The organism is Neorhizobium sp. BETTINA12A (assembly GCF_023006485.1).
Classification (GTDB): Bacteria; Pseudomonadota; Alphaproteobacteria; order Rhizobiales; family Rhizobiaceae; genus Neorhizobium.
In genome coordinates this window covers 17,293-33,422 of the sequence record NZ_JALBGW010000033.1, presented here as the reverse complement: position 1 = coordinate 33,422, position 16,130 = coordinate 17,293, and the positions used below count along the sequence as shown (strand labels likewise).

Genomic DNA, 16,130 nt, shown 5'->3' with positions numbered 1-16,130 from the left:
CGCCTTAGAGCCGAGCAACCCGTTCCGTCAGCAATTCGAAAAAGCCATCGGCATCGACATGGCGCATGACCTTGGCGTTCGGCTTGCGGCCGGAGACGTGCCACCAGTCCACTACGGTCATGCCGACCGTCAGTTCCGATTGCGTTTCGATCTCGACATTGCAGTCGCGGCCCGAAAAGAGTTCGGGCTTGATGAGGTAGGCGATGACCGTCGGATCATGCAGCGGGCCGCCATCGGAGCCGTATTTTTCAATGTCGAATCGCTCGAAAAAGGCAAGCCACGCGACCAGGACCTCCGCCGGACGGGTGCCGAGCGCGGCGATCTTTTCGACACGGGTTTTGGTCGTCAGCAATTGATGGGTGACGTCGAGCGGCAGCATGACGATCGGCATGCCCGAGGCGAACACGGTCTTTGCTGCTTCGGGATCGACATAGATGTTGAATTCGGCAGCCGGCGTGATGTTGCCGCCCTCGAAAAAGCCGCCACCCATCATCACCAGCTCCTTCGCGCGCCCCGCGATGTCCGGCGCTTTCTCAAGAGCAAGCGCGATATTGGTGAGCGGCCCGAGCGTGCAGAGCGTTACCGTTCCGGCCGGCTCGGCGCGCAGGGTCTCGATGATGAAGTCGACCGCATGCGCAGCTTTCACCGGCATTGTCGGTTCGGGCAGTTCGATACCGTCAAGGCCGGTCCTGCCGTGCACGTGCTCGGCGGTTACCTGTGGTCGCACTGTCGGCTTCAGCGCGCCTTCATAAACCGGCGCATCCGGCTTGCCGCAGAGTTCGCAGACGATCCGGAGGTTGCGACTGGTGTAGGAAAGCGGCACGTTTCCGGCGACCGCGCAGAGACCAAGCACCTCGATCTCGTCCGAACTCGCAAAGGCAAGCATGATCGCCGCGGCATCGTCCTGACCCGGGTCGGTATCGATGATGATCTTCCTGCGCTGCATGAATGCTCCTTTTTTCCGGGTAGTGGTCCACAAGCTGACATTCTGTCAAGTGCCGCATGACCGGCATGGGGTAGCCCTGACTATGAACCAGCACTCATCCTTGCGGTCGCCGCCGTAACCTCCCATATAACGAACGAGTTGGTGGGCCGCCCTGCGGGCGCCAACATGGTCGCTTGTTGCAAGGACTGTCCGATGAGCCGAATGACGCCGTTTGCGAGCCCCCTGCTTCTGGGCTTCGACGCCATGGAAAAGACGCTCGAACGCCTTGCGAAGGCGAACGACGGTTATCCTCCCTACAATATCGAACGCATCCGCGCTGACGCTTCCGGTGCCCCTGAACGGCTGCGAATCACGCTCGCCGTCGCCGGCTTTTCCGAAGCCGAGCTCGAGGTGACGACGGAAGAAAACCACCTCGTCATCCGCGGACGTCAGACAGAGCAGGGTGAGCGCGACTATCTTTACCGCGGCATTGCTGCGCGGCAGTTCCAGCGTATGTTCGTGCTCGCCGACGGAATGCAGGTTTCCGGCGCCTCTCTCAAGAACGGTTTGCTGTCGGTTGACCTTATCCGTCCCGAGCCCGCGCGCATGGTGCGAAAAATTAACATTTCCGTCTCAGAGTAGGTCAACGGCGCCAATGCCGTTGCCCCTCAATGCTGGAGGCTGGAATGCTCCTGAAAGAAGCGAATACGCGTTTGACGCTGTCCGAACTTGCTCATCTGGGTGCTGGAGAGGTCGGATATATTCGCAAGATGCGGTCGGACGAAGTGTCCCGCTGCTTCCCTGAAGCCCCGGATATCGATCCCAGTCTCGATCTTTGGGCCCTGTTCGGCGCAGATGGCACGCCGATTCTTCTGACCGACAATCGCTCCAGCACCTTCTTCAAGGCTGCTGAAGACGACTTGAAGACCGTCAGCCTGCACTGACCTTTCAGGCTTTCCTGAACGTCAGATAGGCCGAGGAACGGCCTTCTCGGCGGGCCTTGTTTTCGTATCGCGTACCTGGCCAGCCGGCGAAGGGCGTCAGCCAGTCGGAAGATTGCTCCGCCTGCCATTGAAATCCGCCATGGTCACGGCAATGGATCAGCGTCCAGTTGACATAGGTGTCGATGTCGGATGCGAACAGGAACAGACCGCCCGGCTTCAGCACGCGGTGGAAGCGGTCGAGATTGACCGCAGATACAAACCGCCTTTTCCAATGTTTCCGCTTCGGCCACGGGTCCGGATAGAGCAGGTCGATGCGATCGAGCGATGCATCCGGCAGCCAGTCGAGCACCTGCGTGGCGTCGTCGTCATAGACCCGGATATTCTCGAGCCCCAGTTCGTCGACGCGCGACAAAAGCTTCGCCATGGAATTGACGAAAGGCTCGACGCCGATGAAGCCGGTTTTTAAATTTTCCTCCGCGCGGTGGACGAGGTGCTCGCCGCCGCCGAAGCCGATCTCCAGCCGCAGCTCCTCCACCGGAATGGGAAATATCTCTGAAAGCGCGGCGGGCGCGGGCGCCGCAAGATCGAGCTTCAGTGCAGGCAGCAGAGTTGCAATCCCTTCCGCCTGGCGCTCGCGGAGCTGCTTGCCCTTGCGGCGCCCGAAGAAGGCTTCGGTGCTGCGGCTCGGGTGCTGCGGTTCGGTCATGGGCTGGTCTCTCACGATAAAAGCGGGCGTCTCCGCCAGGAGGCACCCGCTTTACAGTTTTATGGAGCTATCCGTAAAGGCCGATCAGGCTGCCTTGAGGGGCTCTTCCTTCAGCGCATCCTTGAGCGGCTTCGCCAGATCGGTTTTCTCCCAGGAGAAGGAACCGTCGCGGCCGGCCTTGCGGCCGAAGTGGCCATAAGCGGACGTCTTGGCGTAGATCGGCTTGTTGAGGTCGAGATGGCGGCGGATACCGGTCGGCGACAGGTCCATGACCTTGCGAATGGCGGCTTCCACCTGGTCTTCCGTCACACCCTTGCCCGTGCCATGCAGGTCGACATAGATCGACAGCGGCTGGGCGATGCCGATGGCGTAGGAAATCTGGATCGTGCAGCGGTCGGCGATGCCGGCAGCGACGACGTTCTTTGCCAGATAGCGGGCAGCGTAAGCGGCCGAACGGTCGACCTTGGTCGTGTCCTTGCCGGAAAATGCGCCGCCGCCGTGGGGAGCCGCGCCACCGTAGGTGTCGACGATGATCTTGCGGCCGGTAAGGCCTGCGTCACCATCCGGGCCGCCGATGACGAACTTGCCGGTCGGATTGATGTACCACTTGCAATCCCTGGCGATCGGCAGGTCGCCGAGCGCTTCCCGGATATAAGGTTCGACGACCTCGCGGACCTTCTTGGAATCCCAGCTCTCGTCGAGGTGCTGGGTGGAAAGAACGATCGAGTCGACCGCAGCCGGCTTGCCGTTTTCGTAACGCACGGTCACCTGGCTCTTGGCGTCGGGGCCGAGCTTGCCGGCATCGCCTTCGCCCTTCTTGCGGGCGATAGCGAGCAGCTGCAGGATCTTGTGGGAATAATAGATCGGTGCCGGCATGAGGTCCGGCGTTTCCTTGCAGGCGTAACCGAACATGATGCCCTGGTCGCCGGCGCCTTCATCGCCCTGCCTGTCGGCGGCGCTGTCAACACCCTGCGCGATATCAGCGGACTGGGAATGCAGCAGCACGTCGATCTTGGCCGTCTTCCAGTGGAAGCCGTCCTGCTCGTAACCGATGTCACGGATAGCCTTGCGGGCGGCGGACTTGAACTTCGAGGGATTGATGACGTCCTTGCCGTCCTTGTCCTTCTTCATCAGGCTTGGCGGCAGGCGAACTTCGCCCGCGATCACCACACGGTTCGTGGTCGCCAGCGTTTCGCAGGCAATGCGCACGGTCCAGGGATCGACGCCGGTCTTGGCCGCTTCGCGGTACACAAGATCTACAATTTCATCGGAGATACGATCACAAACCTTGTCCGGATGGCCCTCGGCAACCGACTCGCTGGTGAACAGATAACTTGCGCGCATTACGGGATTCCCCTCAAAGAAACGACGCACCTGTGTAGTGATTTTCACCGACAAACACAAGCGTACAACGACATAAATATATCTTTATGTGTACAAGTTAGGTATTCCGGCAACACTCCTCACCTTGGAATAGGCAACAAAAAAGCGGCCTTGCGGCCGCTTTCGTGCTGATATCGAAAGGTCGTTATTCGACCTCGGCATCCGCTGCCAGAGCTTTTACGAGATCAACCACACGCCGACGAACTTTCGGGTCGGAAATCTTCACGAAAGCCCGGTTCAGTTGCAGGCCCTCGGAGGAGGAGAGGAAATCGACCACGTAGTTGGAGCTCGAGGCTTCCGCCATGCCGCCCTGACCGCCCTGATCGCCCGGTGCATCCTCGAAGAAGAAGGATACCGGCACGTTGAGAATGCTGGAAATATTCTGCAGACGGCTGGCGCCAACGCGGTTGGTGCCTTTTTCGTATTTCTGAATCTGCTGGAAGGTAATGCCAAGGCTTTCACCCAGCTTTTCCTGGCTCATTCCGAGCATGGTCCGGCGAAGGCGAATCCGGCTCCCGACGTGAATATCGATCGGGTTCGGCTTCTTTTTGTTTTCAATCATAACGATGTCCTGACGACGTTTGTTGTTTAATCCTCACAACCCGGTCTGCGTGTGGTGATACACTTCGCGCGGCTGGTCACAACAGGCTCAACGTTTGAAGCATATGGCGAGACGAAAGGCTGAGACCACTATGCAATTTTAGGGGTTTTTGGTCAATTCGTCCGAAAATTAAAACCAACGCGCGAGACGCCTGCAATCAACAACATCGTCACAAGAACCAACCAGAAGTGCTGTTCCCGAGCTTTCATATCCCAATGCGGGATTGAAATGCTGCCCAAGGTTGCGTCAATCACGCCTTTTTGATTATAATCCATAGCTCGAATCAGCCTTCCAAAGGGGTCGACAACCGCCGAAACGCCGGTATTCGCCCCGCGAATCAGCGGCAGACCGTTTTCGACGGCGCGGATTCGAGCCTGCTGGAAGTGCTGATACGGTCCCGGCGTCGCTCCGAACCAGCCGTCATTGGTAATATTCAAAAGCGCGCTCGCCCGCTCCACGTCCGGCCCGATCTCGTCCGGGAAAATCGCTTCGTAACAGATCAGCGGATAGAAGACCCTGCCACCCGGCAGGGTCAGCATGGCCCGCACGGGCGCGGCACTGAAGCCGCCCGGCATGGCGATGGCATCGGGGATGCCGAGATTGCGCAGGAGATCCTCGTATGGGACATATTCCCCGAACGGGACGAGATGCAGCTTATCGGAGGCCGAAACGATCTGGCCTTGGCTGTCGATCACATAGATCGAATTGTAAAAACGCGGCGCGAAGCCCGCGCCGGCATCTTCCGAGCGGACCGCGCCGGTGATGAGGACCTGACCATCCTGCAGCACCTCGGCAATGCGGGTCAGCGCATCCGGGTTCTGGGTCAGAATGAAGGGCACCGAGGTTTCGGGCCAGACGATGATGTCCGGCCGCTTGCCACCGTTCTCGGGCGGCAAAGCCGACAACGCAAGATGTTCCTCGAAGATCGCCGCCCGTTCGGCATCGTCCAGTTTTCGCGCCTGGTCTATTACCGGCTGGACGATGCGGACGACCGGCTGGCTATCGGCGGCCGGGGCCGGCGCGGCGTCGGCGATGTGCAAACGATAGGCGCCATAACCGAGATGGGCGGCAAACAGCAAGGCCGCGAGCGTTAGCCCGGTCCGCATGCCCTTTTTAGTGCCGATCAGGGCGGGGGCTGAAAACACGAAGACGGCAAGAACCGTCACGCCGAAAATGCCGAGCACCGCCGCCGATTGCATCATCAGCGGCATCGGCATCGCGCCATAACCGACCGCATTCCAAGGGAAACCGGTAGCGACGAAGCCACGCAGCCATTCGGCAAGGCCGAAACCGAAGGCGAGCGAGGCCATCCGCCCGAAACCATCCGACCAGAAGATGCGGGCGATCGCCGTCGCAAGACCGTAAAATAGGGCAAGATAGGCAGGCAGGCCAAGAACCGCGAGCGGCAGCGCCCAGGCAAACTCGTCAGCTTCCACCAGCAGCGCATTGCCAAGCCACCAGAGGCCGGCGACGAAATAGCCGAAGCCAAAAACCCAGCCGATCCAAAAGGCCGAACGAAACCGCGCGAACCATCCACCATCTGGATTGCCGGTGGAACCGTCCATCAGCCAGACGAGCAGCGTGAAGGAGATGAAGAACGCCGCGAAGAAACCGAAGGGCGGCAGGGCGAGCGCACCGATCGCTCCTGCGAGAAAAGCAACGACGACGCGCGGGAAGCCCCAGAGAAGCATGATCCTGCCCGCCAGCCGCTCCATCTATGTTCCCTTCCGCCCCCGAATCAGCGGCTGCAGTCTTTCAAAAAATGGCGGGCTTGTCGTGAGGTCAAAGAGGCGCGGACACTTCAGGGATCACTCAGGCCTGGTGATTGCGTCCGTCGGCGTCCTGAGCGGATGGCGCCGGCAGCAGGGCAGTCGTCGGCGTCTGATCGGTGAGCAGCATCTCGCCATCGCCTTTCTGCCGGCGGCGCGCGAGCGTGCGCCTGCGCAGGATCCGTACGCGCTTGATGCGGCGAGGATCGGCCTCCAGGATCTGGAATTCGAAGCCGGGCACCGCCTGCACCACCTCGCCGCGCACGGGAATGCGACCAAGCGCGGAGAAGATCAGGCCGCCCAGCGTATCGACGTCTTCAAGGCGGTCGCGAATGTCGAAATCGGAACCAATCGCCTTGGCGATCTCTTCCAGTTCGATACGCGCATCGGCGACGAAGACGTCCTCGCTGGTGCGGGAGAACATGACCTCTTCATTGTCATGTTCGTCCTCGACATCGCCGATCACCATTTCGACGATGTCCTCATGGGTGACGAGGCCGTCGGTCCCGCCATATTCGTCGATGACGAGCGCCAGCTGGGTACGCGCCGCCTGCATGCTCTGCATCAGGTCGGAAGCGAGCATCGAGGGGGGCACGAACAGGATCTTGCGGATCAACCCGGCCTCGGCAACCGTCTGTTCGAGGTCGACACGGCCGAGGTCGAAGGCAGGCCGCGGGGTGCGCACCGTCTTTTCGGCCTTTTCCGGCTTGTCGGTGGCAAGCGGCATCGGCTGCGTAGGCGCGGCGCGCGCGCTGGTGCGGCGTTTGTTGCGAGCCTGCTTGGCGAGATAGGAGAGCAGGTCGCGGATATGGACCATGCCGCGCGGGTCGTCGAGCGTGTCGTTGTAGACCGGCATGCGCGAGCGACCGGTTTCCTCGAAATGGATCATCAGCTCGCCGATCGTCATGGTCATATCGACCGCCTCGATATCGGCACGCGGCACCATGATGTCTTCGACGCGGATCTCGCGGAACCGGAGAATATTGTGCAGCATCGCCCGTTCCTCGGGCGAGAAGGCATTGCTGATATTGGTATCGGTCATCAGCGCGTCGGCGAGGTCCTCGCGGAGCTTCTCGCCCTGCGACGGCCTGAGCAGCCTGACGGCGCGCGACCAGAAAGAGCTTTGGTGTTTCTGAGCTTCCGCTCGAGACGGACTACTGCCCTCTTCCGAGGAACTCGAGTCGGCGTCCTTGCCCTCACGGGTCGGGTTTGTCGAAAAGTCGTTCATTGGTCCAGACTATATTATCGGGTCCTGCCCCGCATAGGGGTCAGATAGGCCAAGGGCGGCCAAAATGCGAGTCTCCAACGCTTCCATTCTTTCCGCGTCGTCCGTTTGCATATGGTCGTAGCCGAACAGATGCAGGAAACCGTGGACAAGCAGATGGGTCAGATGATCATCGAAACTCTTGTCGAGATCAACCGCTTCCCGCTCAACCGTGTCGCGAGCGATGACGATATCTCCCAGCATCGGGCCCGGCATCTTGCCTGGTTCGAGCGGAAAAGCCGGGAAAGACAATACGTTGGTCGGCTTGTCCTTGCCGCGCCATTCGGCGTTGATCTCCTTGATCGCCGCGTCGTCGGTAAAGACCAGCGACAGTTCGGGGGCGATTTTCGGAAAAGGTTGCTTCTCTTCCTTCGCCAGGAATTCGGCAGCCGCCCCAAGCGCTTTTTCGCTCAAGGCCAAAAGGGCCGGCTCCTCGGGCCAGCCCTCGTCTTCAATGCTGATCTGTATGTCGAGTTGGGGCATAAGGTTTGGAGCCGACCGTTAACGGTCGACTTCCTCGCTTTCCTCGTGGACGGCATATTGCGCATCATAGGCCCGGACGATGCGGCCGACCAGCGGATGACGGACCACATCGGTATCCTTGAAGCGGATCACCGAGATGCCCTCGACGCCCTTCAGGATCTGCAACGCCTCCACCAAGCCTGATTTCACGCCACGCGGCAAATCGACCTGGCTCGGGTCACCGGTGATGATCATCCGGGCATTTTCGCCAAGACGGGTCAGGAACATCTTCATCTGCATCGACGTGGTATTCTGCGCCTCGTCGAGGATGACCGCAGCATTGGCGAGCGTGCGGCCGCGCATGAAGGCGAGCGGGGCGATTTCGATGACGCCGGCGGTGATCGCCCGCTCCACCTTGTCGCCCGGCATCATGTCGTAAAGGGCGTCATAGAGCGGCCGCAGATAGGGATCGACCTTGTCCTTCATGTCGCCGGGCAAAAAGCCCAGACGCTCGCCGGCTTCGACGGCCGGACGTGACAGGATGATGCGATCGACAGCCCCGCGTTCCAGAAGCTGGGCGGCATGAGCGACGGCGAGATAGGTCTTGCCGGTGCCGGCCGGGCCGACGCCGAACACGAGTTCCGAGCGTTCCAGCGCCCGCATATAGGCGTCCTGGGTGGGGGTGCGGGCGACGACCGTCTTTTTCTTGGTGGAAATCTGGCTCATCGAGAGCTTGGCTTTTTTCTCAAGCGTCGGCAGCTGCAGCTGGTCGTCGGCCGCCTGCGCCATGCGGATCGCGCCATCGACGTCGGAGGTCTCGACCGACCCGCCCTTCTGGATGCGTTCATAGAGGAAATCCAGCGCCCGGCGCGCCTGGTTGGTCGCCGTCAGATCGCCGGAGATCGCCACCGAATTGCCGCGCGCCCGGGCATCGATATGAAGCCGCTCTTCGAGAAGTTTGAGATTCTGATCGAATTGCCCGAAAAGCTCGCTTGCGAACCTATTGTTCTCGAACGTCAGGACAAAGTGATTGGCGTCGGTAGCGGCGGTGCGGGGCTGGCGCGCGGATGAAGAAACCAATTCACGTCCGTTCAAGTAGGGCAAGCTCCTCGATGTTAGCTCAGGCTCCTATTAAACTCTCTGCCGGGTCGGCAAACAAGCTGTTCGGGCCGGTTCCACTGATTCGTACCTGGATAATGTCACCGATTTGCGATGTTTTTGCATCAACATTCACAGATTGAAGCCAGGGAGAACGTCCGATTATCTGTCCTGGCATGCGACCGGGCTTTTCCAGCAACAGGTCGATGACTTTTCCGACGCAAGATTTGGCGAATTCGGCCTGCTGTTTCAAGAGCAGGGCCTGCAATCTTTCCAACCGCTCCGCCTTCACCTCTTCCGGCACCTGATCGCCGAGGTCGGCACCGGGCGTGCCGGGACGGGTCGAATATTTGAAGGAATAGGCCTGGGCGTAGTTCACGTCCTCGACGAGGCGCAGCGTATCTTCGAAGTCCCGATCCGTCTCGCCGGGGAAACCGACGATGAAATCGCCGGCGATGGCGATGTCCGGCCGGGCATCGCGGATGCGCTCGATCAGACGGAGGTATTCGGCACCCGTGTGACGGCGGTTCATGGCTTTCAGGATGCGATCCGAACCTGCCTGAACCGGCAGATGCAGATAGGGCATCAGGGTGCGCAGGTTGCGATGCGCCTCGATCAGCCGATCGTCCATGTCGCGCGGATGACTGGTCGTGTAGCGCAAACGCGCAAGGCCAGGGATTTCCGCCAGGCGATAAAGCAGGTCGCCGAGGCTCCATTCGCCGCCTTTCGGACCTTGCGCACGCCAGGCATTGACGTTCTGGCCGAGCAGCGTGATCTCGCGCACACCGCCGTCGACAAGCCGCCAAGCTTCGTCGACGATCTGCTGGACGGGGCGGGAAACTTCCGAACCGCGGGTGTAAGGCACGACGCAGAAGGTACAGAACTTGTCGCAGCCTTCCTGAACGGTGAGAAAAGCGGTGACGCCGCGTGCGCGGATCTTCGCCTTCTCGGTAACCGGCAGGTGCTCGAACTTGTCCTCGACCGCATATTCAGTATCGACGACCGGCTTTCCGCCGCGGGCGCGTCTCAGCGCTTCCGGCAGGCGATGGTAGGTCTGCGGGCCGATCACCACGTCGACGGCTGGCGCACGGCGGATGATTTCCTCGCCTTCGGCCTGGGCGACGCAGCCGGCGACGCCGATCATCAGTTCCCGGCCTTCGGCAGCGCGTGCCTTCTTCATGTCGCGAAGACGCCCGAGCGCGGAATAGACCTTGTCGGCCGCCTTCTCGCGGATGTGGCAGGTGTTGAGGAGGATGAGGTCGGCTTCGCCCATCTCTTCTGTCGGCACGTAACCTTCGCCCGCCAGCGCATCGCTCATGCGGCCTGAATCATAGACATTCATCTGGCAGCCGTAGGTCTTGATGAAGACCTTGCGGGAATTCGGGCGCTGGGCCGGCTCGTCGGCGGGCACGGGAAGGGAGAGGTGTTCGTTCATGGCTCGCTCCATACCGCAAGAAGACCCGGAAATGAAGCGTTTCCTATAGCGCTTCGTAGTCACGCCCCCGCAGATGGCGGTTCAGCATGCGCCGAAGCCGGCTCGTCACGGCCATGCTCAGATGCTTGCGATTGTCGCCGGCGCGGAATTCGATCGTCTCGCCGAAAGCCACGTCCACGTCGAGCGCCCCTTCCTTCAAGACGCCGAGCAGATGCGGCACCAGTTCTATATCGCCCGGCCAGGCGGCGATCGGCCGATGGTAACGGCCCATGGCCATGCCATGGATGCGGGTATAGGCGATAGCTACCGGCTGGACATGCACGACACCTTCCGGCGTGTGCTGGACCGCGGCGGCGGCGGCCCCGAACAGCGACGACTTCACCTCCAGAAGCCGGTTGCCGTCGGAGGTGGTGCCTTCGGGAAAGAGCACGACGATCTCGCCGGCCGCCATGCGCTCGGCGATCTCGTTCACCTGGTCGCCGGTCCGACGCTTCTGCTCGCGAGCGACGAAGATGCTCTTCTGCAGCTTGGCGAGCGTGCCGAAGACCGGCCATTCCGACACTTCCATCTTGGCGATGAAGACGACGTCGGCGATCGCCCCGAGCACGAGAATATCCTTCCACGACGCATGATTGCAGGCAAGCATCAGCGGCCGGCGACGCTCCAGTGTTCCGTGAACATGAATACGGATGCCCAGCAGGAAACATGCGGTCCGATGCCAGTAGCGCGGGATATAGCGGCGGATCTTGAGGTCGAGTGCGAGGCCCAGGAGCTGGAACGGCCACAAAATCAGCGTAACTGCGAAAAGAACGACAAAAACGAAGCCGATCCGCGCCCAGGTAATCACTTATCGTCCTTGTCCAGCGGGATGCCGTAGAGCTCCAGCCGGTGGCCGACGAGACGGAAGCCGTGCTCCCGGGCGATGCGTTCCTGCAGCGCCTCGATTTCCGCCGAGCGGAACTCGATGACGGTACCGGTCTTGAGATCGATCATATGGTCATGATGTTCTTCAGGCACGGTCTCGTAACGCGAGCGGCCGTCGCGGAAATCGTGACGTTCGATGATCCCTTCGTCCTCGAACAATTTTACCGTGCGGTAAACCGTCGAGATCGAGATACGCGGGTCGACTTTCGAGGACCGGCGATAGAGTTCCTCGACATCGGGATGGTCAACGGATTCCTGCAGGATACGCGCGATCACGCGGCGTTGATCCGTCATTCGCATGCCCTTTTCGGCACACAGCTCCTCCAGGGTTTTGGAAAGGTCTGTCATGTCGTTTTGGCTTTCGAAACGTTCCCGTAGAAACTAACGGACTAACGAAGAACGCGGCTCATGACAAGCGCCGTGGAGCGCGTCCCATCCGGCCCGGCGTAATAGGCGGGGCGTTCGCCCACTTTCCGGAAACCGAGCTTGCGGTAAAGCTCGACGGCGGGGCGGTTGGCTGCCTCCACTTCCAGGAACATGCTCTCCCCGCCGCGCGACGCCGCCTCGCGCAAGGCCGCCTGCATCAGGCGCCAGCCGAGCCCCACCCGGCCGAATTTCTCGTTGACGGCGACCGTCAAAATCTCTGCCTCGCCGGCAGCCTCACGCGAAAGAACGAAACCGCCGAGCGGCTTCGAGAAGAACGCATTGGTCTGGCGGGCAACAAAACCGAAGACATTGTGCTGCAGGAGGAGGTTCTGGAATTCTCCGTCGCTCCATTGTCGCGGAAACCGCTGGCCATGCAGCTCGGAGATCTCCAGGCAATCGCCGGCCTCCATCGGCACGACTTCGAAATACGGCTTCCAGGTCAGATAATCGTCGAGCATCGGCGCAGTCTGTACATTCACGAACGGGCAAGGGCGAAACCGGTCTGCGGTTTCGCATCGGGTCCCCGAAGATACAACGGTTTAGGGCGTTGCGCATCCGCAGGTTTTTCGGCAGCGATGCGCGCGACGACGGCAATGTCGAAGCGATCCCGCCCGTCATATTCGGCCATTCCCTTACCAAGGGAATGCTCGACCCAGGAGCCGGTCATTGCTGCCGAAAGAGACCGGGCAAGTTCCGAAGCATCCTCCGGCGAAAGCGCTGCGGGTTGGCTCAACGCCTCACCCTTGGCGGAAAATGCCTGGGAGTAGATCTCGTTGCGTTTGGCATCCATGGCAACCACGACCGGCTGGTCGGGATGTTCGCCCAGAAACTTGAGCGCCAAGGCCTCCAACGTGGTCACGCCGACCGATTCCACGCCGAGCGCGAGCGCAAAACCACGGGCGGCGGCGACGCCGACGCGAATGCCGGTGAACGAGCCGGGGCCGATGACGACCGCGACGCGCTCGACGGCCTTGAGAGGAAGATTGGCTGCAGCGAGCGCTTCGTCGATGACCGACATCAGCCTTTCGGCATGGCCCTTTCCGATCGTCTCGGTGACTTCAGACAGCATTTTGCCCGCGGCGCTGTCGTAGAGCGCTGCGGAGCAATCCACCCCGGCGGTATCGATGGCGAGAATAATCATTCAACGGTGCCGGCGGGCTCAGAGAGCTTCGACGGCCTGCACTTCCGGAACGAAATGCTTCAGCAGGTTCTGTACGCCATGCTTCAGCGTCGCCGTGGAAGACGGGCAACCCGAGCATGCGCCCTTCATGTTGAGATAGACCGTGCCGTCGCGGAAACCCTTGAAGGTAATGTCGCCGCCATCCTGGGCGACGGCCGGGCGGACGCGGGTTTCGAGCAGTTCCTTGATCGTCGCGACGATCGTTTCGTCGTCCTCGTCGAAAAACTCACCTTCCACGTCGGATGCTTCCGCAAGCGTGGACGCACCACCCATGACCGGCGCGCCGGACATGAAATGCTCCATGATCGAACCGAGGATCGCCGGCTTCAGGTGCTGCCATTCGGCGCTTTCCTTGGTGACGGTGATGAAGTCGTAGCCGAAATAGACGCCGGTCACGCCGGAGATGCCGAACAGCCGCTCAGCCAGCGGAGATGCTTCCGCCTCGCCGGCATTGCGGAAATCGGCGGTGCCTTTATCCATGACGACTTTGCCGGGCAGGAACTTCAGGGTCGCCGGGTTGGGGGTGGCTTCCGTCTGAATGAACATCTCGTCTCTCCTGGGGCACGACGCCCCTCGCAAATTTAGAACTCTTCAAAAGAAGATAAGCCGTATCAGCTTTTCGTTCAAGTGCTCCTTTGCCTGCGCAAGATCAAGTCCGCAATCAGGCCAGCGCGTCGATTTCCTCGGCCGTCAGCGTATCGGGCAGCACGGTGACGGGGATCGGGAAGGCCGCAACGGCCGACACCAGGGGTCCAGGTCCTTCCTTTGTGGAACCGGCCGCCAGCACGAGGACCGCAATGTCACGGTCTTCCTCGACCAACTGAATGATCTGCTCGCTGGCGTTGCCTTCGCGGATGACGATTTCCGGATCGATGCCGATCGTATCGCGCACCTTCTGGGCGGCCTTTGCCATCACCGCGTCCGCTTCTTCGCGAGCCTCGGCACGCATGATCTGCTCGACGCCCAGCCATTGCTGGAAATCGCCCTCGGGAATAACGAAAAGCAGAACAAGCCCCCCGTTGGAGTTCTTGGCGCGGCGTCCGGCGTAATGAACCGCCTTTTCGCATTCCGGCGTGCCGTCGATGACGGCCATGAACTTGCGCCGGTGCCCTTCAAGCCGCGAAAGCCGTTTCGAAACCATGCTTCCCCTCCTTCGCATGTAGTCGACCGAAGCAGTCGTGATGCGGAACTTATACCAACCGAAAAAAATGAAAACCCGCCACGAATGCCGTGGCGGGTATGCAATCTTTGCGTGACTTGAAAGGCGCCGATAATCTCAGCGCAGGAAGCCGACGATGTCGAAGACATCTCCCATGACTTTCTCGGCGCGGGCGCGGGCGCGCTCGCCACCATCCTTGAGGATGGCATCGATATGGGTCGTGTCGTCCATCAGGCGGCGCATTTCCGAGGTGATCGGCGAAAGCACCTGCACGGCGAGATCGGCAAGCGCCGGCTTGAAAACCGAGAACTGCTGGCCGCCGTATTCCGCGAGAACGTCGGCCTTGGTCCTGTCGGCAAGGGCTGCATAGATGCCAACGAGATTGTCGGCTTCCGGGCGGCCCTTGAGGCCTTCCAGTTCGCTCGGCAGGCCTTCCGGATCGGTCTTGGCCTTGCGGATCTTCTTGGCGATCTCTTCCGGATCGTCCATCAGGTTGATGCGCGACAGGTCCGAAGGATCGGATTTCGACATCTTCTTGGTGCCGTCACGCAGCGACATGACGCGCGGCGCCGGCCCGTCGATCAGCGGCTCGACCAGCGGGAAGAAGCCATGGATCGGCTCCTCGCCAACGACCATGTCGACACCGGTGCCGGCGGCGCGGATCTTCTCCTGGAAGTCGATATTGAACTTCTGGGCGATATCGCGGGCAAGCTCCAGGTGCTGCTTCTGGTCGTCGCCGACCGGCACGTGGGTGGCACGGTAGACGAGAATGTCGGCCGCCATCAGGCTCGGATAGGCGAGCAGGCCGAGCGAGGCGTTCTCGCGGTCCTTGCCGGCCTTGTCCTTGAACTGGGTCATGCGGTTCATCCAGCCGATGCGGGCGACGCAATTGAAGACCCAGGCGAGTTCCGCATGCTGCGGCACGGCCGACTGGTTGAAGACAATATGTTTCTTCGGGTCGATGCCCGAAGCGATGAAGGCGGCGGCGATCGAGCGGATCTGCCCCCGCAGGTCGTCATGGACGAGCTGGGCGGTGATCGCGTGCAGATCGACGACGCAATAGATGCAGTCGTTGTTTTCCTGCAGCGCCACGAACTTGCGGATCGCTCCGAGATAGTTGCCGAGATGGAGATTGCCGGTCGGCTGGACGCCGGAAAAGACAAGCGGCTTGAAGGTATTCATATCGTCCTCAATTAGGCTGGTGGAGGGCCCCAGACCCGAAGGGTCATGTTGCTAACGCGCGGGCTTATGCACGGCGAAGCGCGGAGGATCAAGAGGCCGCGGAAGCCGCATGTTCAATCAGATCCCAGGTGTTGCCGTAGGGATCGGCAAACACCGCCACCGAACCGTAAACCTCGTGGCGCGGCTCCTCAAGGAAGCGGACGCCCTTGGCCGTCATGGCGGCATGATCGCGGGCGAAATCGTCGGTCTTCAGGAAGAAGCCGACCCGGCCGCTGGTCTGGTTGCCGATTGCCGCCTTCTGCGTGTCGGTGGCGGCCTCAGCCAGCAACAGTGCCGCGCCTTCGCCACCCTTTGGCTTCACCACGACCCAACGCTTGCCCTCCGGCTGCACGCTGTCTTCCAGGCAATCAAAGCCGAGCACATCGCAATAGAAATCCTTCGCGCGATCGTAATCGTCGACAATCAGGGCCACGAGAAACAGCGATTGGACAGGCATGCGGAAGCTCCGAATTCGAGTGATTAAGCCACCCGCGGGTTGCCGGCCGTGGTGGCTTTGGCGGTGCGAGGAGCTCCATTCAGGAGGCCTCGCGAAACACTACAGCGACAAAAGAGCAGTCCACATATCATTCGAGGTAGGGCCGAGAAACACCTACCTCATTAGGCGTACAACTC

The 16,130-nt window shown here is 60.9% G+C and carries 19 protein-coding genes; 2 read left to right on the top strand and 17 right to left on the bottom strand.

The features are described 5' to 3' along the window. Positions 1-4 precede the first annotated feature (4 nt). Positions 5-946, bottom strand: a complete 942-nt coding sequence (locus MOV61_RS11755; protein ID WP_247136695.1) for a nucleoside hydrolase — start codon at positions 944-946, stop codon at positions 5-7. A 192-nt stretch (positions 947-1,138) separates the two neighbouring features. Here MOV61_RS11755 and MOV61_RS11750 point away from each other — a divergent pair, with 192 nt between their 5' ends. Together MOV61_RS11750 and MOV61_RS11745 are read left to right on the top strand one after the other, a co-directional pair. Next, entirely contained in the window at positions 1,139-1,567 is a 429-nt protein-coding gene (locus MOV61_RS11750) for an Hsp20 family protein (RefSeq protein ID WP_105417655.1), read from the top strand. A 44-nt stretch (positions 1,568-1,611) separates the two neighbouring features. After that, complete coding sequence (locus tag MOV61_RS11745) at positions 1,612-1,869, top strand: DUF1150 family protein (RefSeq protein ID WP_038539224.1); 258 nt, start codon at positions 1,612-1,614, stop codon at positions 1,867-1,869. A 4-nt stretch (positions 1,870-1,873) separates the two neighbouring features. Here MOV61_RS11745 and MOV61_RS11740 read toward each other — a convergent pair whose 3' ends face one another. From MOV61_RS11740 to MOV61_RS11665, 16 genes are all read right to left on the bottom strand, one after another. Continuing rightward, on the bottom strand, positions 1,874-2,575 hold the full coding sequence (locus MOV61_RS11740) for a tRNA (guanosine(46)-N(7))-methyltransferase TrmB (protein WP_247136694.1): 702 nt from the start codon (positions 2,573-2,575) through the stop codon (positions 1,874-1,876). Positions 2,576-2,659: 84 nt separating this feature from the next. Further along, the gene (gene metK, locus MOV61_RS11735) at positions 2,660-3,919 is read right to left on the bottom strand and encodes a methionine adenosyltransferase (protein WP_247136693.1); all 1,260 of its coding nucleotides are present in this window, start codon (positions 3,917-3,919) and stop codon (positions 2,660-2,662) included. Between the two features lie 184 nt (positions 3,920-4,103). Next, the gene (locus tag MOV61_RS11730) at positions 4,104-4,520 is read right to left on the bottom strand and encodes a helix-turn-helix domain-containing protein (RefSeq protein ID WP_037079404.1); all 417 of its coding nucleotides are present in this window, start codon (positions 4,518-4,520) and stop codon (positions 4,104-4,106) included. 152 nt (positions 4,521-4,672) lie between these two features. Then, positions 4,673-6,274 carry an apolipoprotein N-acyltransferase gene (gene lnt, locus MOV61_RS11725; RefSeq protein WP_247136692.1) on the bottom strand — a complete coding sequence of 534 codons (1,602 nt, stop codon included), beginning with the start codon at positions 6,272-6,274 and terminating at the stop codon, positions 4,673-4,675. Positions 6,275-6,371: 97 nt separating this feature from the next. Further along, a complete protein-coding gene (locus MOV61_RS11720; protein WP_038583408.1) occupies positions 6,372-7,556 on the bottom strand; it encodes a hemolysin family protein in 1,185 nt (394 codons plus the stop codon). A gap of 9 nt (positions 7,557-7,565) precedes the next feature. Next, positions 7,566-8,075, bottom strand: a complete 510-nt coding sequence (gene ybeY / locus MOV61_RS11715) for an rRNA maturation RNase YbeY (RefSeq protein ID WP_247136691.1) — start codon at positions 8,073-8,075, stop codon at positions 7,566-7,568. An 18-nt stretch (positions 8,076-8,093) separates the two neighbouring features. Continuing rightward, a complete protein-coding gene (locus tag MOV61_RS11710; protein WP_038539202.1) occupies positions 8,094-9,149 on the bottom strand; it encodes a PhoH family protein in 1,056 nt (351 codons plus the stop codon). Between the two features lie 25 nt (positions 9,150-9,174). Beyond that, positions 9,175-10,587 (bottom strand): tRNA (N6-isopentenyl adenosine(37)-C2)-methylthiotransferase MiaB, encoded by a 1,413-nt coding sequence (gene miaB / locus MOV61_RS11705; RefSeq protein WP_247136690.1) that lies wholly within the window; start codon positions 10,585-10,587, stop codon positions 9,175-9,177. A 43-nt stretch (positions 10,588-10,630) separates the two neighbouring features. Next, a complete protein-coding gene (locus tag MOV61_RS11700) occupies positions 10,631-11,434 on the bottom strand; it encodes a 1-acyl-sn-glycerol-3-phosphate acyltransferase (protein ID WP_038539197.1) in 804 nt (267 codons plus the stop codon). Then, positions 11,431-11,859: a Fur family transcriptional regulator gene (locus MOV61_RS11695; protein WP_038539194.1), complete on the bottom strand. Its 429-nt coding sequence runs from the start codon at positions 11,857-11,859 to the stop codon at positions 11,431-11,433. The genes MOV61_RS11700 and MOV61_RS11695 overlap by 4 nt, the downstream gene beginning before the upstream one ends. 41 nt (positions 11,860-11,900) lie before the next feature. Beyond that, the gene (locus tag MOV61_RS11690) at positions 11,901-12,395 is read right to left on the bottom strand and encodes a GNAT family N-acetyltransferase (RefSeq protein ID WP_038539188.1); all 495 of its coding nucleotides are present in this window, start codon (positions 12,393-12,395) and stop codon (positions 11,901-11,903) included. A gap of 17 nt (positions 12,396-12,412) precedes the next feature. Continuing rightward, a complete protein-coding gene (gene tsaB, locus MOV61_RS11685) occupies positions 12,413-13,078 on the bottom strand; it encodes a tRNA (adenosine(37)-N6)-threonylcarbamoyltransferase complex dimerization subunit type 1 TsaB (RefSeq protein ID WP_247031509.1) in 666 nt (221 codons plus the stop codon). 18 nt (positions 13,079-13,096) lie between these two features. Next, on the bottom strand, positions 13,097-13,663 hold the full coding sequence (locus tag MOV61_RS11680; RefSeq protein ID WP_007756066.1) for a NifU family protein: 567 nt from the start codon (positions 13,661-13,663) through the stop codon (positions 13,097-13,099). Positions 13,664-13,778: 115 nt separating this feature from the next. Next, a complete protein-coding gene (locus tag MOV61_RS11675; protein WP_038539180.1) occupies positions 13,779-14,258 on the bottom strand; it encodes a universal stress protein in 480 nt (159 codons plus the stop codon). A 135-nt stretch (positions 14,259-14,393) separates the two neighbouring features. Continuing rightward, positions 14,394-15,458, bottom strand: a complete 1,065-nt coding sequence (trpS, locus tag MOV61_RS11670; RefSeq protein ID WP_038539177.1) for a tryptophan--tRNA ligase — start codon at positions 15,456-15,458, stop codon at positions 14,394-14,396. An 88-nt stretch (positions 15,459-15,546) separates the two neighbouring features. Next, on the bottom strand, positions 15,547-15,954 hold the full coding sequence (locus MOV61_RS11665; RefSeq protein WP_247136689.1) for a VOC family protein: 408 nt from the start codon (positions 15,952-15,954) through the stop codon (positions 15,547-15,549). Positions 15,955-16,130 lie beyond the last annotated feature (176 nt).

What these genes read in the sequence shown, in the direction of transcription:
- MOV61_RS11675 (WP_038539180.1), bottom strand. Translation starts at nt 14,258, where the DNA reads ATGGTTTCGAAACGGCTTTCGCGGCTTGAAGGGCACCGGCGCAAGTTC.
- MOV61_RS11690 (WP_038539188.1), bottom strand. Translation starts at nt 12,395, where the DNA reads ATGCTCGACGATTATCTGACCTGGAAGCCGTATTTCGAAGTCGTGCCG.
- lnt (WP_247136692.1), bottom strand. Translation starts at nt 6,274, where the DNA reads ATGGAGCGGCTGGCGGGCAGGATCATGCTTCTCTGGGGCTTCCCGCGC.
- metK (WP_247136693.1), bottom strand. Translation starts at nt 3,919, where the DNA reads ATGCGCGCAAGTTATCTGTTCACCAGCGAGTCGGTTGCCGAGGGCCAT.
- MOV61_RS11720 (WP_038583408.1), bottom strand. Translation starts at nt 7,556, where the DNA reads ATGAACGACTTTTCGACAAACCCGACCCGTGAGGGCAAGGACGCCGAC.
- MOV61_RS11755 (WP_247136695.1), bottom strand. Translation starts at nt 946, where the DNA reads ATGCAGCGCAGGAAGATCATCATCGATACCGACCCGGGTCAGGACGAT.
- MOV61_RS11745 (WP_038539224.1), top strand. Translation starts at nt 1,612, where the DNA reads ATGCTCCTGAAAGAAGCGAATACGCGTTTGACGCTGTCCGAACTTGCT.
- MOV61_RS11730 (WP_037079404.1), bottom strand. Translation starts at nt 4,520, where the DNA reads ATGATTGAAAACAAAAAGAAGCCGAACCCGATCGATATTCACGTCGGG.
- ybeY (WP_247136691.1), bottom strand. Translation starts at nt 8,075, where the DNA reads ATGCCCCAACTCGACATACAGATCAGCATTGAAGACGAGGGCTGGCCC.
- miaB (WP_247136690.1), bottom strand. Translation starts at nt 10,587, where the DNA reads ATGAACGAACACCTCTCCCTTCCCGTGCCCGCCGACGAGCCGGCCCAG.
- MOV61_RS11680 (WP_007756066.1), bottom strand. Translation starts at nt 13,663, where the DNA reads ATGTTCATTCAGACGGAAGCCACCCCCAACCCGGCGACCCTGAAGTTC.
- MOV61_RS11740 (WP_247136694.1), bottom strand. Translation starts at nt 2,575, where the DNA reads ATGACCGAACCGCAGCACCCGAGCCGCAGCACCGAAGCCTTCTTCGGG.
- MOV61_RS11750 (WP_105417655.1), top strand. Translation starts at nt 1,139, where the DNA reads ATGAGCCGAATGACGCCGTTTGCGAGCCCCCTGCTTCTGGGCTTCGAC.
- tsaB (WP_247031509.1), bottom strand. Translation starts at nt 13,078, where the DNA reads ATGATTATTCTCGCCATCGATACCGCCGGGGTGGATTGCTCCGCAGCG.
- MOV61_RS11695 (WP_038539194.1), bottom strand. Translation starts at nt 11,859, where the DNA reads ATGACAGACCTTTCCAAAACCCTGGAGGAGCTGTGTGCCGAAAAGGGC.
- trpS (WP_038539177.1), bottom strand. Translation starts at nt 15,458, where the DNA reads ATGAATACCTTCAAGCCGCTTGTCTTTTCCGGCGTCCAGCCGACCGGC.
- MOV61_RS11665 (WP_247136689.1), bottom strand. Translation starts at nt 15,954, where the DNA reads ATGCCTGTCCAATCGCTGTTTCTCGTGGCCCTGATTGTCGACGATTAC.